The organism is Pseudomonas sp. FSL R10-2964, from assembly GCF_009600035.1.
Taxonomy (GTDB): Bacteria; Pseudomonadota; Gammaproteobacteria; order Pseudomonadales; family Pseudomonadaceae; genus Aquipseudomonas; species Aquipseudomonas bubulae.
Genome location: NZ_WIWH01000021.1, coordinates 14,379 through 31,342, shown reverse-complemented (window position 1 = coordinate 31,342; position 16,964 = coordinate 14,379). Strand labels below are relative to the sequence as shown.

Sequence of the window (16,964 nt, the reverse complement as noted above, 5' to 3'; positions counted from 1 at the left end):
CTCTGTGATAAACAAGGCGGGGCTTTTTAATGGGTGTTAGTTACTCACCCATTTGCGATTGCAGGTAATTCTCAATACCCACTTTGTCGATCAGGCCCAACTGAGTTTCCAGCCAGTCGATATGTTCTTCTTCCGACTCAAGAATATCTTCGAGCATTTCCCGGCTGCCAAAGTCACCAACTACTTCACAATGGGCAATGGCGGCCTTGAGGTCGGCGTGGCCAGTCTTCTCGATGCGCAGGTCACACTCCAGCATTTCCTTGGTGTGCTCGCCGATATGCAGCTTGCCCAAGTCCTGTACGTTTGGCAGGCCTTCCAGGAACAGGATGCGTTTAATCAGTTTGTCCGCGTGTTTCATCTCGTCGATGGACTCGTGGTACTCATGCGCGCCCAACTTCTCCAGGCCCCAATCCTGATACATGCGTGCATGCAGGAAGTATTGGTTGATTGCGACCAGTTCGTTGCCGAGAATTTTGTTGAGGTGCTGAATAACCGAAATGTCGCCTTTCATGGCTGGGGCCTGCCTTAATTAACTGTATATAGGGCAGAGTTTGATCCGCACCTTGCAGACTGTCAAACCTAAGTATTTGAATAATAAATGAAAATTAATCGGAATAAGAATGTTTGTGTTCCGCGTCTTGGGCCTAAGCACTTGAATTCTGGGCATAAAAAAACCGGACGCTATGTCCGGTTCTTTGGAATTGGTTAATCAGGCGACTGAAAATTCTGCCGGGAAACTCATGACAGCCTGGCTGGCTTGCAGCGAGGAAAGGGTTTCGCGAACCACTTGCTTGGCCAGACAGGCACATTTGCCACATTGGCTGGCAACACCTGTCGCTTCACGCACTTCACGGTAACTGCAGCAACCGTCGTAGATTGCGTCGCGGATTTTTCCATCGGTGACGCCAGTGCAAATGCAAACGTACATAAATAAGAACCATCGCTGGTTGGGATTCAATGCCAAGGATCTTAATGTTAACGAGAATGATTGTCAAAGTACCTTGAGTCTCAATTGAGGGTCTCAGGCACTGTGCTGACGAACGGTTCTTTTGAGCGCTTTCGGGCGGGTGAAAAAGGGTGCCTGCCAGTTCCGACGAGCGGTGTATGATGACCTGTCTTTTTACCCGGGAGCTGATTGCCTGGCGTCGTTTTCAACGGCTGCCCAATCAGGTTCTGTTTTTCACGCTGCACACCAGGAGATATCCAATGAGCGTACTCGTAGGCAAACAAGCCCCTGACTTCACCGTCGCCGCCGTACTTGGCACTGGCGAAATCGTTGACAGCTTCACGCTGTCCTCCGCCATCAAAGGCAAATATGGCCTGGTGTTCTTCTACCCACTGGACTTCACTTTCGTATGCCCGTCCGAGCTGATCGCACTGGATCACCGTATTCCTGAGTTCCAGGCGCGCAATGTTGAAGTGGTTGCGGTGTCCATTGACTCCCATTTCACCCACAACGCATGGCGCAACACGCCAGTGAACAATGGCGGCATCGGCCAGGTGAAATACACCATGGCTGCCGACATCAATCACGCCATCTGCAAGGCCTACGACGTTGAAACCGAAGGCGGCGTGGCTCTGCGCGGCGCGTTCCTGATCGACGACAAAGGCGTTGTGCGCTCGCAGATCGTCAACGACCTGCCACTGGGCCGCAACATGGACGAGCTGCTGCGTCTGGTTGACGCCCTGCAATTCCACGAAGAGCACGGCGAAGTTTGCCCGGCCAACTGGAAAAAAGGCGACAAGGGCATGACCGCTTCGACTGCAGGTGTTGCGGCTTACCTGACTGAAAATGCTGACCAGCTGTAATCGTCAGTTTCAGGCATAAAAAAACCGGACCCAGTGTCCGGTTTTTTTATGGTGCGCTGTAAGCCTTTACGACAGGATCAGTCGTTGAAGTCTTTCCAGCCGCCCATTTGTTTCCAGCTGTTTACGATGCCACAGAACAACTCGGCGGTTTTCTCGGTGTCGTAACGGGCCGAGTGTGCTTCACGCCCATCAAAGTCGATGTCGGCGGCCTGGCAGGCTTTTGCCAGGACGGTCTGGCCATAGGCCAGGCCAGCAAGGGTCGCGGTGTCAAAGCTCGAGAACGGGTGGAAAGGGTTGCGCTTCATGTCCAGGCGCGCGACAGCGGCGTTGAGGAAGCCCAGGTCGAAGCTGCTGTTATGCCCCACCAGAATGGCGCGTTTGCAGCCATTGGCCTTCAGGGCCTTGCGCACACCGCGGAAGATATCGGTCAGGGCTGTCTCTTCACTGACGGCCATGCGCAGTGGGTGATCGAGCTTGATACCGGTGAATTCCAGTGCAGCGGCTTCGATATTGGCGCCTTCAAACGGCTCTACACGGTGGAAATAGGTGTGTTCGGGGAACACAAAGCCTCTTTCGTCCATGCCGATCGTTACGGCAGCAATTTCCAGCAATGCATCAGTAGCACTGTTGAAACCGCCGGTTTCAACATCGATTACGACCGGCAGATAACCGCGAAAGCGCTCTGCCATCGGGTGGCGTGGACCGCCGCCATGGCCGCCTTCGTGTTCGTCATCATAATGGTCGTCACTCACAGCTGTTCCTCCAGCAGGCGCCAGCGCAGTGTTTCACCGGCGCGCAGCGGAATTACGGTCAGCTCGCCGAAAGGCAGGCTGGTTGGGGCGGTCCACTCCTGGCGAACCAGGGTGATCTGTTCGTTGCTGGCGGGCAAGCCGTAGAAGCGCGGGCCGTTAAGGCTGGCAAAGGCTTCCAGCTTGTCGAGCGCATTGCGCTGTTCGAACGCTTCGGCGTACATCTCGATGGCCGCATAGGCGGTATAACACCCGGCGCAACCGCACGCCGCTTCCTTGGCGTGCTGGGCGTGAGGTGCCGAGTCAGTGCCCAGGAAAAACTTCTCGCTGCCGCTGGTGGCCGCATCCAGCAGGGCTTCCTGATGGGTGTTGCGCTTGAGGATCGGCAGGCAATAAAAGTGCGGGCGAATGCCGCCAACCAGCATGTGATTGCGGTTGTACAGCAGGTGATGAGCGGTAATGGTTGCGCCGACGTTGGCCGAAGCCTCGTTGACGAACTGCACCGCGTCGGCGGTGGTGATGTGCTCAAACACGACTTTCAGCGTCGGGAAACGATCTACGACGCGGCGCATATGCTCGTCGATGAAGATCTTTTCGCGGTCAAAGACGTCTACGCCGGCTCGGGTGACTTCACCGTGGATCAGCAAAGGCATGCCGACTTCGGCCATGACTTCCAGAACCGGGAAGATCGCGTCGATACTGGTTACACCGGAGTCGGAGTTGGTCGTTGCCCCGGCCGGATACAGCTTGGCTGCATGGACGAATCCGCTGGCCTTGGCCGTGCGAATGTCTTCTGGCTGGGTACGATCGGTGAGGTACAGCACCATCAGCGGCTCGAAGCGGCTGCCAGCGGGGCGTGCAGCCAGGATGCGCTGGCGATAGGCGTCGGCCTCGGCGGCATTGCGCACCGGGGGTACCAGGTTGGGCATGATGATGGCGCGGCCAAAAGTGCGCGCTACATCCGCGACAGTGTGAGGCAACACAGCACCATCGCGAAGATGTATATGCCAGTCGTCGGGACGCAGCAGGGTCAGGCGGTCAGACATTGGGGATTCCAGGCGGGTCGAACTGAGGTGAATGCTACCGGAAAAGACTCTAGCAGGCACTCGCTATCAAGTTTTGTGATTGCTGACCGATATCTGATGAGCATGCCGTAAATCTGTGGCCTGTTTTTTTGCCGTACAAGCCTGTGGAGCCTCCCGTGCGCCAGCGTTATTTCATCCTGCTCAGTATGTTTGCCAGCCTGCCAGCCATGGCTCTGACTTTTCAGACGCGGCTGGAGAATATCGAGTGGAAAGTGGAAGGTGACAAATTCGAATGCCGTCTGATTCAGCCGATTACCGATTTTGGTTCGGGTGCTTTTGTAAGGCGTGCAGGAGAACAGGCTGTATTTCGTCTTAATGCCTACAACTCAATGTTGGGCGAGGGCTCTGCCAAGCTGTTGGCCGCCGCTGCGCCCTGGCAACCGGGCCGTGGTGATATTGACCTGGGCTCGGTGCGTATTGGCCGTGGGCAGGTGCTTTTCAACAGTTCCCAGGCGCAGGCCGCCAACTTGTTTCGAGGCTTGATTGAGGGGCGCAGCCCCTTGATAAGGCATTATTCTCGTGAGGGCAATGTCTCGGAAGTACGCCTGCTCCCTGTCAGGTTTCGCCAGGCTTACGGCGACTACGAGGCCTGTACCGCAAAGCTTTTACCGAAAAACTTTGAGCAGGTCAGACAAAGCCAGATCGGTTTCCCTGGCGGGGGGACCGAACTGGACGCGGTGGCCCGGGTCAACTTGCAAGTCATGGTCGAATACTTGAAGGCAGACCCTACAGTCAATCACGTCATCCTCGACGGTTATTCCGATAATCAGGGCAATCGCTTGACCAATCGTGAGCTGTCGCGCCGCCGGGCATTGGCGGTAATGGAGTATTTCAAGCAGAACGGCCTGCAGGAGTCGCAGATCACGGTGCGATTTCATGGTGAGCAATACCCCTTGGCGGCGAATACCAGTCGGGTAAACCGGGCGAAAAATCGCCGGGTAAGCGTCCGCCTGGAACGGCTCCCTGTGCCTGAAAAAGCTGCGCCATCTGTAGGTCCCAGCAATCCAGCGGCTATTTCCTGAAGCAGCGGTCTCGTCGCGTCTTTGATATAAACTGTCGCTTTGTCGTCTTAAGCTGTCGCGCCTCTGTAAATTCATGGCTGTGGGCGGTAGACTGTTCGGCTTTTCGAACAACCCGTGGAGTGATGGCATGGCGGACGTAAACAAGGTCGTTCTGGCTTATTCGGGCGGCCTGGACACTTCGGTGATCCTGAAGTGGCTGCAGGATACTTATAACTGTGAAGTCGTAACCTTTACCGCTGACCTGGGTCAGGGTGAAGAGGTCGAACCTGCACGTGCCAAGGCGCAAGCCATGGGCGTCAAGGAAATCTACATTGATGACCTGCGCGAAGAGTTTGTTCGTGACTTCGTTTTCCCGATGTTCCGCGCCAACACCGTTTACGAAGGCGAGTACCTGCTGGGTACATCCATTGCTCGTCCGCTGATTGCCAAACGCCTGATTGAAATCGCCAATGAAACGGGCGCCGATGCCATTTCCCACGGTGCAACGGGTAAAGGTAATGACCAGGTTCGCTTTGAACTGGGTGCCTATGCCTTGAAGCCAGGGGTGAAGGTTATTGCTCCTTGGCGTGAGTGGGACTTGCTCTCCCGTGAAAAGCTGATGGATTACGCTGAAAAGCATGCAATCCCGATCGAGCGTCACGGCAAGAAAAAATCCCCGTACTCGATGGATGCCAACTTGCTGCATATCTCCTACGAAGGTGGTGTGCTCGAAGATACCTGGACTGAGCACGAAGAAGACATGTGGAAGTGGACCGTCTCTCCGGAGAACGCTCCTGACAAGCCGCAGTACCTGGAACTGACCTACCGTAATGGCGACATCGTTGCGCTGGACGGTGTTGAGATGACACCTGCGACTGTTCTGGCAACGTTGAACCGCATTGGTGGCGAACACGGTATCGGCCGTCTGGATATCGTCGAAAACCGTTATGTTGGCATGAAGTCCCGTGGTTGCTATGAAACCCCGGGCGGCACCATCATGTTGCGTGCTCACCGCGCCATTGAGTCGATTACTCTGGATCGTGAAGTCGCTCACTTGAAAGACGAGTTGATGCCAAAGTACGCCAGCCTGATCTACACCGGCTACTGGTGGAGCCCTGAGCGCATCATGCTGCAACAGATGATTGATGCTTCGCAGGTTCACGTTAACGGTGTTGTTCGCCTCAAGCTGTACAAAGGCAACGTGATTGTTACCGGTCGCAAGTCTGACGAGTCGTTGTTTGATGCCAACATCGCAACCTTTGAAGAGGATGGCGGTGCTTACAATCAGGCCGATGCTGCCGGCTTCATCAAGTTGAATGCATTGCGCATGCGTATTGCTGCAAATAAAGGGCGCAAGTTGTTCTGATACAGCTCGCCTGGTAAAGCCCCAGCCAATTGGCTGGGGCTTTTTTTTGCCTGCAATTCAGGTATTTGTTTGGGGGCGGGGTGAGTTAAGCAGGGTGAATCTGTGTGCGTCGGTGTTGTAGCTGATAATGGTTGTATGGTTGATGGATGACGTATGTTTGAAGTTGTCGATGGCCCGTCGAATAGTTTCCTGAGGAATACTGGAGTGCTGGTTGGTAAGCAGTAGCAGTACAGCATGTCTGGGGGGCGTGTTTTTATATTTGCGGGTTGCTTTGTAATAGATATGTAATACCTCTTCGGCAGTGCCTTTATGAGGGGAGAGCAAGTGCAGGTAGTTCAGGTCCATAAGATAAAGTGTTTTTAACTCTGAGCCCTCTCTCCATGCATGACTCTTGGCAAAGAATGTTGCGTGCGCTCTTTCGGGGGGTGGAAACGGGGGAGGGTCTACGTGGTGGACTCTTTGGCCTTGAAGGAAGATGTTATGGGGTCTGTATAAGCTGTACGGGGAGCCTGAAGGGCAGGCGGGTATAAATAGTTGTGCGGATGTACTTGTGCTTGCAAATGAATTGCCTTGCTTCAGGCAAGGGCCAGTCGGCTGAGAGAACCCTTCCGGAGTATTCTCGGCTTTGGATAAGTCAGCGGGGGTATAAAGTGTTTTGTTATTGAAGTTTAAGGTCAGGAAAAACAACGTGATCAGAAGTGATGGGAACACAATCAGGAACCATACGTATATTTTTTGATGCTCACTGTCGATATAAGGGAGAGAGACTGCAGCGGACGCTTCCGTCAGCATTGAAAAAACAGCGATAACGGTAAGTGGGTGGTTGATTTTTATGGTGTTTTTCATCATGAAAGTGCCTTTTGGTAAAAGTCGGAATGATAAGGAAGAAGGCGCTTCTTGGCGGTGTATGGCCAGCTTGGAGTATCTGTGCAGGGTCAATGTAAGTCGGGTGATTGGTTCAGCGCTTTCTTCAGGGAGTTGCTAGCGTTTTTTAAAATTAGTCGTGTTTTTTTTAAGGCGCAAATCAATTGCATGAGATTGTGTCGCGCCCGGCTGGCGGAATTTATCGATTTCTTGAATAAGAGGTTTGTTTTTGTAGGGGGGCTGTCGTTATCAGATCGGACCTTGTTAAAGGGCGTTAAGTGTTTTTTGTAAAGGGTGTAAGGTTTTTAGTCAGTGACTGATTTGAATGATAAGTCTGAGAGGGAGTTGTAGGTGGATGAACGTATCTATCGAATATTTATTTTTATCTTGGTTGGGTTTGCCTGGGCGAACGTCTTGCCGTTATTTTAGCGTGATTTAATGCTTTAGGTGTTTTCCTAATGATTTGTAGTCCGATTCTGTAAGCATGAAATTGTAATATTTTCCCTTGGAAAAATAGTAGATTTAATTTGAATGAACATTGAGATTTGTCACTGTGTTTTTTGTGGTTTTTAATGGGGGTGGGGCATTTTATTTGGGCGGCAGGCCATGGGGGTGGGGTATGTAGTTGAGTTGTCAGGCTGTTTGGTCAGATTTTTGAATGTGTTTTATATCTGGTTTTTTGAATGTGTCTTAAGTGGGTGCGATTTCGTTATCTGTGTGAAAGTGTTGCAGTTCTATGTTGGGTTTTTATTTTAATTCTCGGCGCTTTCTTGAGTTTCGGTCTTCCCATGTCTGGCAGCTTGTGACGAAAGTGTGTGGGGGGCGTTTCAATGGGCGATATCTGTAGGGTTGATCTCCAATATTTGTAGGAAATGTCTTTGGTTGTTGATGCTTGAGGGGGTGCTATGCCCAGTTTGTTGCGACTAGGCTATGGTGCTGGTTCTGAAAATTCGAACAGCGATAAATTGGAATGGCCCATGAATAAAGTGCTGATCGTGGATGATCATCCTGTAATTCGTCTTGCTGTGCGTATGCTCATGGAACGACATGGCTACGAGGTTATTGCAGAGACGGATAATGGTGTGGATGCTTTGCAGCTTACGCGTGAATATGCGCCTGATATCGTAATTCTGGATATTGGAATACCTAGGCTTGACGGGCTTGAAGTTATAGCGCGGTTGTCCACACCGGCAGTGCCTATCAAGGTGCTGGTGTTGACTTCACAAGCCCCGGGTCACTTTTCCATGCGTTGCATGCAAGCCGGTGCAGCCGGTTATGTATGCAAGCAGCAGGACTTGACTGAACTGTTGAGTGCAATCAAGGCCGTACTGTCTGGCTACAGTTATTTCCCGAATCAAGCCTTGCACTCAGTACGTTCAAGCTTGGGGAATGCCAGTGAGGCAGATATGGTCAATCGCCTTTCTGGGCGAGAAATGATGGTGTTGCAGCAGTTGGCACGTGGAAAGAGTAACAAGGAAATTGCGGATGGCATGTTTTTGAGCAATAAAACGGTGAGCACCTACAAAACGCGCCTTTTATTGAAGCTTAATGCCCGTTCACTTGTAGATTTGATTGAGCTGGCACAGCGCAATGGCCTGGTGTGAAGAGAGGGGCTTGAAGATGTAATACCCCAAGCCCCCTGAGCAAAAGCCTCCACAACAGGAGGCTTTTGATGCCGTATCTCCGGGATTACAGGTCGTATCCATAATCTTCCAGCTCTTTTCTGAGCCGTTTTTCTTCCAGCAGTGCGTCAATGGTGCGGCGTTTGGCCAGATTGGTTTTAGCGACCTCGACAACAGGCTCTACGACTTCGTCCGAATCGACTACTGCGAAATCTTCCTCTACTTCCAGTTCTTCTTTGCCAGTGCTCATTCAATTCACTCCAGGCTAAGACAGCTAATGGCGCCCCTTATAGCGATAATCGCTCGTTGGGTAAAAAAGATTTTCTCAATCGATCAGCCCATAGAACGCCTATCACTCAATCATCAGAGGTTTTTTCCTTGAAATCGCACAGGTCTTCTATGCGACAACTGCCGCACCGAGGCTTGCGCGCCTGGCACACGTAGCGCCCGTGCAGGATAAGCCAGTGATGGGCGTCCAGCAGGTAGGGTTTTGGTACGTACTTCATGAGGTTTTTTTCGACCTCCACCACGTTTTTGCCAGGGGCAATACCGGTTCGGTTGCTGACCCTGAAAATATGGGTGTCTACAGCCATTGTCAGTTGCCGGAAAGCTGTATTGAGCACAACGTTTGCCGTTTTACGACCTACCCCGGGCAGTGCTTCAAGCTCTTCTCGGGTCTGTGGGACCTGGCTGCCATGGCGCTCAATCAATAAACGGCAGGTTTCGATCACGTTCTTGGCCTTGCTGTTATACAGGCCAATGGTCTTGATGTAGTGCGACAGTCCTTCCACTCCCAGAGCGTAGATGGCTTCTGGTGTGTTGGCGACCGGAAACAGTTTGGCCATTGCCTTGTTAACGCTGACGTCAGTGGCCTGTGCAGACAGGATCACGGCGATAAGCAGTTCAAAAGGCGATGAATAGGCCAGTTCGGTTTTAGGTTCAGGGTTGTCTTCGTGAAACCGGCGAAATATTTCAAGGCGCTTTACGGCGTTCATGGTTAAAAACGTTCCTGAAGAGCAGTCCGATAAACGGTGGGGCGCTTATATGGTTTTTTCAAGTCTTGCCCGGATCCAGCGCATTGAGTGCGGATTCTGCCTGAGTGACAGCGTCAGCCAAAAGTGTCAGCTCGGTGCCGGACACCTCTTGGCCCATGGCTTTTTTAAGTTCGGCGCGGCGCATGGCCAGCTGGATTTTTGCCCGTTTGAGTTCGGCAGTATTGGCTATCGGTGCGGGTGTGGCGGCCAGGGGCATTGACTCCAGTTGAGCCAGTGCCTGCTGCGCGGATTCAAACTGCTGTTGCAGAATAACCAGCTGAGATTGCTGCTGTGCGGTTGGCGGATGCCCGAAGGCCTTCAACGATTTGTTCAATTGCGCGCGGGCCATGGCCAGAGTGACCTTGGCTTTTTTAAGTGCGGCGTCATTGAGGCTGCCTGATGCTGCCCCGGGGAAATCCGTTTGCGTGCCGCTGAGAGTTGCTGCAGGCGGGCGCTGGGCACGGGCAAGGCGTTCAGCTTGCCTGTGCAGCTCTTCGTGGCGCAGGCGTTCGTCGCGCGACTCGAAGCGCTTGCGGGCATGCTCGCGTTTCTGGTTACGGGCGTTGAACTGCTCTTCATTCTGAGCGAGGCCGCCGACAATCGGGATGACATTGGCAGGCAGCGGGTGCATTTCGATGCAGTCCACCGGGCATGGCGCAACGCAGAGATCGCAACCGGTGCATTCATCGATAATCACGCTGTGCATCAGTTTGGCGGCGCCAAGAATGGCATCGATCGGGCAGGCCTGAATGCATTTGGTGCAGCCGATGCATTCGGCTTCGCGAATATAGGCCACTTGCGGTGGGGCCTGGCCGCGATCGGTATCCAGTTGCAGTACGGGAACCCTGAGCAAGCTGGCCAGTGCAGCAATGGTTTCGGCACCGCCAGGCGGGCACTTGTTGATTGCCTCGCCTTGAGCAATACCTTGCGCATAGGGTTTGCAGCCAGGATGGCCGCATTTCCCGCATTGAGTTTGCGGCAGTAAAGCATCAATACGTTGAATCAGGCTCATGGTGTGATCAGTCCAGCTACAGCGGGTCGCATCTGGGCGACGCTCAACATGCGCAGAGATAATTAGGGGCGTGACGGTCAAGCGTGGGTGCAAGATCGTTCAGCTCGGTAAAGACGGCTGATTATCCGGCATGACGGGAGGGGCGGCTACTGATGAACAGCGTCTGGTGGCCTGCAGGCCACCAGACGGTGCAAAGGGGCAGTGTTACTTGATGCGCTGACCTGGCTTGGCGCCGCTGTCCGGGCTGAGCAGGTAAATTTCTTCACCGCCAGGGCCGGCAGCCATCACCATGCCTTCAGATATGCCAAAGCGCATTTTGCGTGGCTTCAGGTTGGCGATCATCATGGTCAGACGACCTTCAAGCTCGGCCGGGTTCGGGTAGGCGCTCTTGATTCCCGAAAACACGTTGCGTTGCTCGTCGCCAATATCCAGGGTCAGGCGCAGCAGCTTGTCGGCACCTTCAACCGCTTCGGCCTTGAGAATCAGCGCGACGCGCAAGTCCACGGCAGCGAAGGTATCGAACTCGATTTCTGCGGCCAGCGGCTCCTTGACCAGTTCGCCGTTGCCCTGTGGTGCAGCGCTGCCGGTGTCGGTCTGGCTGGCGACCAGGTCTTCTTTCGAAGCATCGGTCATGGCCTGGACCTTGACCGGGTCGATACGGGTCAGCAATGGCTTGAATGCGTTCAATTGGTGGTTGGCCAGCAACACCTGGTGATCGTTCCAGGTCAGGGGGTCGACATTCAGGAATGCCTCTGCATCGGCAGCCAGTACTGGCAGGACCGGCTTGAGGAAGATGATCAGCTGGCGGAAGAGGTTGATGCCCAGTGCGCAGACCGCCTGAACTTCAGCTTGCTTGCCTTCAACTTTGGCCATTGCCCAAGGAGCCTTGTCAGCGATCCAGGCGTTGGCACGGTCGGCCAACGCCATGATTTCACGCATGGCACGGGCGAAGTCACGGGCTTCATAGGCCTCGGCAATGCTTGGTGCGGCGGCCAGGAACGCTTCGGTCAGTTCGGGAGCAGCATTGCCCTCGACCATCACACCGGCGTTACCCTTGTGAATAAAGCCTGCACAACGACTGGCGATATTGACCACTTTGCCGACAAGGTCCGAGTTGACCTTCTGTACGAAGTCTTCCAGGTTCAGGTCCAGGTCATCAACCCCGCGACCCAGCTTGGAGGCGTAGTAGTAGCGCAGGTATTCCGGTGCCAGGTGGTCCAGGTAGGTGCGGGCCTTGATAAAGGTGCCGCGGGATTTGGACATCTTCTGGCCGTTGACGGTCAGGTAACCGTGAACGTTGATGGCAGTAGGCTTGCGATAGCCTGCGCCTTCGAGCATGGCTGGCCAGAACAGGGCGTGGAAGTTAACGATGTCCTTGCCGATAAAATGGTACAGCTCGGCGGTGGAGTCCTTGGCCCAGTACGCGTCGAAGTCCAGATCTGGACGGCGGGCGCAGAGGTTCTTGAAACTGGCCATGTAGCCGATTGGTGCGTCCAGCCATACATAGAAGTACTTGCCTGGCGCGTCCGGGATCTCGAAGCCGAAGTACGGCGCATCGCGGGAGATATCCCACTGTTGCAGGCCGGTATCCAGCCATTCGGCGATCTTGTTGGCTACAGCATCCTGCAGGGCGCCGCTGCGGGTCCAGCTTTTGAGCATGGCATCGAAGTCGGGCAGCTTGAAGAAGAAGTGCTCGGAATCCTTGAGCACCGGAGTGGCGCCGGAGATGGCGGACTTGGGATTCTTCAGATCGGTTGGCGCGTAGGTGGCGCCGCATTTTTCGCAGTTGTCGCCGTACTGATCGTCAGTGCCGCATTTAGGGCAGGTGCCCTTGATGAAGCGGTCGGCCAGGAACATTTTCTTTTCCGGGTCGAAGTACTGGGTGATCGAGCGGGTAGCGATATGCCCGGCTTCGCGCAGCTTGATGTAGATCGCACTCGACAGCTCACGGTTTTCTTCGGCGTGGGTCGAGTGGAAGTTGTCGAAATCGACGAGGAACTCGGCAAAGTCGGCGCTGTGTTCAGCCTGGACGTTGGCGATCAGCTGCTCGGGGGTGATGCCTTCTTTCTCGGCGCGCAACATGATGGCCGAGCCGTGGGCATCGTCTGCGCAGACATAAGTGCACTGATTGCCGCGAAGTTTCTGGAAGCGCACCCACATATCAGTCTGGATGTACTCAAGCATATGGCCAAGGTGAATTGAACCATTGGCATAGGGCAGGGCGCTGGTGACTAAGATATTGCGTGGCTCGGACATGGGGCTCGGCTACTTGATGAGACGGTGGTCGGCCACTATAAAGCGCCGGGCAATATATTTCACCCCGTGCTGGCGTATCTGATCGTTTGTGCTGTTTTTGTGCGGTTCAAAAGCCTGCTGCCGGTGGTTTATTACAGGTACGATAGCGGCCTGTTTTACTCAGTCTTTACGGGAGTTGCCCATGAGCGCAGTTAATCGCGCAGCGGTGGAGGCCGTCCTTCGCCAATACACCGACCCTTATCTGAATCAGGATCCGGTCAGTGCCGGATGCATCCGCAACATAGAGGTTAAGGGTGAGCGCGTCAGTGTTCAGCTTGAACTGGGTTATGCCGCCGGTCTGTTCAAGGGTGGCTGGGCGCAGATCCTGCAAACCGCCATCGAAAACATGGATGGCGTGACCTCGGCCAAGGTCGAGATCAACTGCGTGATTGCGGCGCACAAGGCGCAGGCGCAAATCCCGGGCCTGGCCAATGTGAAGAACATTGTGGCCGTGGCTTCCGGCAAGGGCGGTGTCGGCAAGTCCACCACCGCAGCCAACCTGGCACTGGCGCTGGCCCGTGAAGGTGCGCGGGTGGGGATTCTGGACGCGGATATTTATGGTCCGAGCCAGGGCGTGATGTTTGGCATCGCTGAAGGTACGCGGCCGAAGATTCGTGATCAGAAGTGGTTCGTGCCCATCGAAGCCCATGGCGTTGAAGTCATGTCGATGGCCTTTTTGACTGACGACAACACGCCGATGGTGTGGCGCGGTCCGATGGTGTCGGGTGCGTTGCTGCAGCTGGTGACACAAACGGCCTGGAATGACCTTGATTACCTGGTCATTGATATGCCACCGGGTACCGGCGATATCCAGCTGACCCTGGCACAGAAAGTCCCGGTGACCGGGTCGGTGATTGTGACCACGCCGCAGGATCTGGCTTTGCTGGATGCACGCAAGGGTGTCGAGATGTTCCGCAAGGTCAACATTCCGGTGCTGGGTGTCGTGGAGAACATGGCGGTACACATTTGCTCGAACTGTGGTCACGCAGAGCATCTGTTCGGTGAGGGTGGGGGGGAGAAGCTGGCAACGCAATATGGCGTTGAGGTGCTGGCCTCGCTGCCGCTGTCGATGGAAATCCGCGAGCAGGCCGACAATGGCAAGCCAACAGCGGTGGCTGACCCCAACAGCCCGGTTGCCTTGATCTATCAGGAGCTGGCCCGACAGGTGGGTGCGCGTATTGTCCTGCATGAAGCGGCTTCGCAGGCTATGCCGACCATTACGACCACTGACGACTGAATTGCGATGCAATACCTGTAGTCGCTGACGAGGTACGAGGCTGCGATAAGGCCCCCAGGGCCTTCAGAAATTGGGGCCGCTATGCAGCCCATCGCCGCCTCGTGCCTCTTCAGCGACTACAAAATCGTGCCTGGGTTTATTACGGGCATAAAAAAACCCCGCTTTTAAGGGCGGGGTTTTTTACTGGATCAGTACAAGTTAGATAACTTGAACTTCCTCAGCTTGCATGCCTTTCTGACCGCGAGTAGCGATGAAAGAAACCTGTTGGCCTTCTTTCAGGCTTTTGAAGCCGTCGGATTGGATAGCTTTGAAGTGAACAAACAGGTCGTCACCGGATTGTGGAGTGATGAAGCCGAAGCCTTTTTCATCGTTGAACCACTTAACGGTACCAGTTTGGCGATTAGACATGGTGTAACTCCTTGAACAAAGATAACTGCGACGCAGGAAAAGCCCTGGCCGAGACTGAGTGCAAAGAGCAGGAAAAATTCTTGGAGATGGTTGGATCGAAATTCAACATATCGTGTAGAGATTCTCAGTGACACAAGCAACACAGTGGCGCCACCTTAACGCTTTTTTCCGAACGTGCAAAGGGTCTTTGCGAAGGATTATTCAAAAACGTGACTGACGGTTGCCCTCACACCCTGTATTCAGGGGATCTCAAGCTAATTTCGATATTTTTTCCCCAGATTTTTGAACAGGGCCTTGGGGGGCGGTAAGATGCCCAACAGAATTTTCTACCTCGCTATTCAGGACACCCGCCATGAGCATCAAACCAGACAAGTGGATTCGCCGCATGGCGCAAGAGCACGGCATGATCGAACCTTTCGTCGAGCGTCAGGTGCGTGAAGAAGGCGAGAACCGTCTGATCTCCTACGGCGTTTCGAGCTACGGCTATGACGTTCGTTGCGCAAACGAGTTCAAGGTCTTCACCAATATCAACTCGGCGACCGTTGATCCAAAAAATTTCGACGCGGGCAGCTTTGTCGATGTCACCAGCGACGTTTGCATCATCCCGCCAAACTCCTTCGCCCTGGCACGCACCGTTGAGTACTTCCGTATTCCGCGCAATGTGCTGACCATCTGCCTGGGTAAAAGTACCTACGCGCGTTGCGGCATCATCGTTAACGTGACGCCACTTGAGCCCGAGTGGGAAGGTCATGTGACCCTGGAGTTTTCCAACACCACGACATTACCGGCCAAGATCTACGCCAATGAAGGCGTGGCACAAATGCTGTTCTTCGAATCTGACGAAGAGTGTGAAGTGTCGTACAAGGACCGTGGCGGCAAGTATCAGGGCCAGCGCGGCGTGACCTTGCCTCGCACCTGACGAACAGAGGGAATTCTTGAGCGCAAATGCACTCTATTGAGTGTATTTCCGGTTACGCATCCAGCGAGCCGGATCATCGCTCAGGAGTGCCTTATGAAGATTGATCCGAGTATCCGCGCCCAACTGGCAAACCTCGAGCCCAATCAGGTCGGGCTGCTGGCCTGGTCTCTGCTGGCCTTTCCACAGCTGCATGCAGGTGGCATCCCCGGCCAGCCTGACCCGGACAGCCCGCAACCGATCGAACCCGAACCGGGCGTGCCAACGCTGCCTGACGAGCCTCCGCCTGCGCCGGTTGCCTGATCCCGTAGTGGCTCAAGGCGATAGCAGATAACCGCTACGATAGGCTTCGCGGCCTGCCACGTGGGCAATCACCATGCCTGCGGTGGCCATTCGCCGCTGAGAGCGGGCATACAGCAAACCTGCGCTGGCGCAGTAAACCGGTGTGAGCTTGTCGCTGATGGGGTCAATGATCTCGGCAATCAACTGGCCAGCGCACAGATACTCCCCCGGCCTGGCATTGAACACCAGCAGCCCGCCTGCCGGTGTTGCCACGGGCTCTACGCCGGCCAAAGGGGTGGCGGGGTAGAGAAGGGGTGGCAAAGGCACGGATTCTCCGTCAATCGCGCCAAAATCGATCAGATAATCAATCAGCGCCTGGCAGTCGTGCCCTGCATGGCTGTGGTTCACATCTGCCAGGCCGCGTAATTCCAGGGTTACGGAAAAGCTGCCCTGGGGAATCGCATAGCAATGACCGAAACGCTGCTGTAGTTGCCACCACAGCAGGGTGAAGCACTCATCGAACGACAACCCGCCGGAGTCCGTTGCCAGCAGGCTGGCTTGAGCGCCGAGGTGGCGCGCCAGCGGTTCGACCTGCGGCCAGGCTTCAGGCGTGGTGTACAGGTGGGGTACGGCCTCATAGTCGCAGTGCAGGTCCAGCACCATATCGGCATCGCAGGCCAGCGTTTGCAGGGTCAGGCGCTGGGAGTGCAACTGCGTTGTCGGCACTTGCGCTGACAGCAGTTCGCGCAAGCGACGGCGGATTAATTGCAGGTTCTGTGCGGGATCATCGCTGAGCTGGCCTTCAAGCTCATCACCAATCTGCGTGCTCAGGTCCAGGAAGTTACGATTGAAGTTCTGCCCGCTTTGCAGCTCGTAACGCCCCAGCGGGATATCCATCAAGACCTGCTCAAGGCCAGCCGGGTTGGCCACTGGTACCACGACTATCTCAAAGAGCAACCGTCCCGCCACCTCAAGCTCTGCAAGGCGCTGCTTGAGGTGCCAGGCGACCAGCATCCCGGGCAATTCATCCGCGTGCAGTGAGGCCTGGATATAGATCTTGCCTCGGGGCTGGGCAGGCCCGTAATGAAAACTGTGAATAAGCCGTTCAGTGCCCGGGACAGGTGCCAGCAAAGGATGAATTTGATGTCGCTGCATGGAGACGTCCTTGTGAGCCAAGTTCAGATGGCCAGACAGTAGCGCTGTGCCAGTCGCCCCAATCGAAGCATATTATGGGCGACATACAAATGAAAAATTGCACCTTTTACTCAGCATATGCCCTCTCCC

The 16,964-nt window shown here is 54.6% G+C and carries 18 protein-coding genes; 7 read left to right on the top strand and 11 right to left on the bottom strand.

Features of this window, described 5'->3' with window-relative positions:
• Positions 1-40 precede the first annotated feature (40 nt).
• Complete coding sequence (bfr, locus tag GHN92_RS13555) at positions 41-511, bottom strand: bacterioferritin (protein WP_016779692.1); 471 nt, start codon at positions 509-511, stop codon at positions 41-43.
• A 198-nt stretch (positions 512-709) separates the two neighbouring features.
• Positions 710-928, bottom strand: a complete 219-nt coding sequence (locus GHN92_RS13550) for a bacterioferritin-associated ferredoxin (protein ID WP_153380374.1) — start codon at positions 926-928, stop codon at positions 710-712.
• A 278-nt stretch (positions 929-1,206) separates the two neighbouring features.
• On the opposite strand from GHN92_RS13550, the gene GHN92_RS13545 reads away from it, so the two are divergent.
• On the top strand, positions 1,207-1,809 hold the full coding sequence (locus tag GHN92_RS13545; RefSeq protein WP_095001402.1) for a peroxiredoxin: 603 nt from the start codon (positions 1,207-1,209) through the stop codon (positions 1,807-1,809).
• 77 nt (positions 1,810-1,886) lie between these two features.
• On the opposite strand, the gene rnt is transcribed toward GHN92_RS13545, so the two are convergent.
• Together rnt and pyrC are read right to left on the bottom strand one after the other, a co-directional pair.
• Positions 1,887-2,561: a ribonuclease T gene (gene rnt, locus GHN92_RS13540; protein ID WP_016779695.1), complete on the bottom strand. Its 675-nt coding sequence runs from the start codon at positions 2,559-2,561 to the stop codon at positions 1,887-1,889.
• Positions 2,558-3,604, bottom strand: a complete 1,047-nt coding sequence (gene pyrC / locus GHN92_RS13535; protein WP_095001401.1) for a dihydroorotase — start codon at positions 3,602-3,604, stop codon at positions 2,558-2,560. Before pyrC ends, rnt begins: the two co-directional genes overlap by 4 nt.
• A 155-nt stretch (positions 3,605-3,759) precedes the next feature.
• Here pyrC and GHN92_RS13530 point away from each other — a divergent pair, with 155 nt between their 5' ends.
• Positions 3,760-4,665, top strand: a complete 906-nt coding sequence (locus GHN92_RS13530; RefSeq protein WP_095024200.1) for an OmpA family protein — start codon at positions 3,760-3,762, stop codon at positions 4,663-4,665.
• Between the two features lie 127 nt (positions 4,666-4,792).
• On the top strand, positions 4,793-6,010 hold the full coding sequence (locus tag GHN92_RS13525; RefSeq protein ID WP_016779698.1) for an argininosuccinate synthase: 1,218 nt from the start codon (positions 4,793-4,795) through the stop codon (positions 6,008-6,010).
• A gap of 57 nt (positions 6,011-6,067) precedes the next feature.
• Here the strand turns inward: GHN92_RS13525 and GHN92_RS13520 are convergent, their stop codons facing one another.
• Positions 6,068-6,859 carry a hypothetical protein gene (locus tag GHN92_RS13520; RefSeq protein WP_153380372.1) on the bottom strand — a complete coding sequence of 264 codons (792 nt, stop codon included), beginning with the start codon at positions 6,857-6,859 and terminating at the stop codon, positions 6,068-6,070.
• A gap of 992 nt (positions 6,860-7,851) precedes the next feature.
• Between GHN92_RS13520 and GHN92_RS13515 the strand changes: the two genes are divergently transcribed.
• On the top strand, positions 7,852-8,478 hold the full coding sequence (locus GHN92_RS13515) for a response regulator transcription factor (RefSeq protein ID WP_095002959.1): 627 nt from the start codon (positions 7,852-7,854) through the stop codon (positions 8,476-8,478).
• 85 nt (positions 8,479-8,563) lie between these two features.
• Here the strand turns inward: GHN92_RS13515 and GHN92_RS13510 are convergent, their stop codons facing one another.
• The 4 genes from GHN92_RS13510 to metG all read right to left on the bottom strand — a co-directional run bounded on the left by GHN92_RS13510 (position 8,564) and on the right by metG (position 12,798).
• Entirely contained in the window at positions 8,564-8,746 is a 183-nt protein-coding gene (locus GHN92_RS13510; RefSeq protein ID WP_016779702.1) for a PA3496 family putative envelope integrity protein, read from the bottom strand.
• Positions 8,747-8,852: 106 nt separating this feature from the next.
• Positions 8,853-9,491, bottom strand: coding sequence for an endonuclease III (nth, locus tag GHN92_RS13505; RefSeq protein WP_095002960.1), 639 nt, complete (start codon positions 9,489-9,491; stop codon positions 8,853-8,855).
• A 58-nt stretch (positions 9,492-9,549) separates the two neighbouring features.
• The gene (gene rsxB / locus GHN92_RS13500) at positions 9,550-10,542 is read right to left on the bottom strand and encodes an electron transport complex subunit RsxB (RefSeq protein ID WP_095020403.1); all 993 of its coding nucleotides are present in this window, start codon (positions 10,540-10,542) and stop codon (positions 9,550-9,552) included.
• Positions 10,543-10,746: 204 nt separating this feature from the next.
• Entirely contained in the window at positions 10,747-12,798 is a 2,052-nt protein-coding gene (gene metG / locus GHN92_RS13495; protein WP_095019461.1) for a methionine--tRNA ligase, read from the bottom strand.
• Positions 12,799-12,979: 181 nt separating this feature from the next.
• Between metG and apbC the strand changes: the two genes are divergently transcribed.
• On the top strand, positions 12,980-14,074 hold the full coding sequence (gene apbC / locus GHN92_RS13490; RefSeq protein ID WP_153380370.1) for an iron-sulfur cluster carrier protein ApbC: 1,095 nt from the start codon (positions 12,980-12,982) through the stop codon (positions 14,072-14,074).
• 198 nt (positions 14,075-14,272) lie between these two features.
• Here the strand turns inward: apbC and GHN92_RS13485 are convergent, their stop codons facing one another.
• A complete protein-coding gene (locus tag GHN92_RS13485) occupies positions 14,273-14,482 on the bottom strand; it encodes a cold-shock protein (RefSeq protein ID WP_002554837.1) in 210 nt (69 codons plus the stop codon).
• A gap of 352 nt (positions 14,483-14,834) precedes the next feature.
• Between GHN92_RS13485 and dcd the strand changes: the two genes are divergently transcribed.
• Together dcd and GHN92_RS13475 are read left to right on the top strand one after the other, a co-directional pair.
• Positions 14,835-15,401: a dCTP deaminase gene (gene dcd, locus GHN92_RS13480; RefSeq protein WP_016779707.1), complete on the top strand. Its 567-nt coding sequence runs from the start codon at positions 14,835-14,837 to the stop codon at positions 15,399-15,401.
• A gap of 93 nt (positions 15,402-15,494) precedes the next feature.
• Positions 15,495-15,701, top strand: a complete 207-nt coding sequence (locus tag GHN92_RS13475; protein ID WP_095002964.1) for a hypothetical protein — start codon at positions 15,495-15,497, stop codon at positions 15,699-15,701.
• A gap of 12 nt (positions 15,702-15,713) precedes the next feature.
• Here the strand turns inward: GHN92_RS13475 and GHN92_RS13470 are convergent, their stop codons facing one another.
• Positions 15,714-16,835, bottom strand: a complete 1,122-nt coding sequence (locus tag GHN92_RS13470) for a succinylglutamate desuccinylase/aspartoacylase family protein (protein WP_095002965.1) — start codon at positions 16,833-16,835, stop codon at positions 15,714-15,716.
• Positions 16,836-16,964 lie beyond the last annotated feature (129 nt).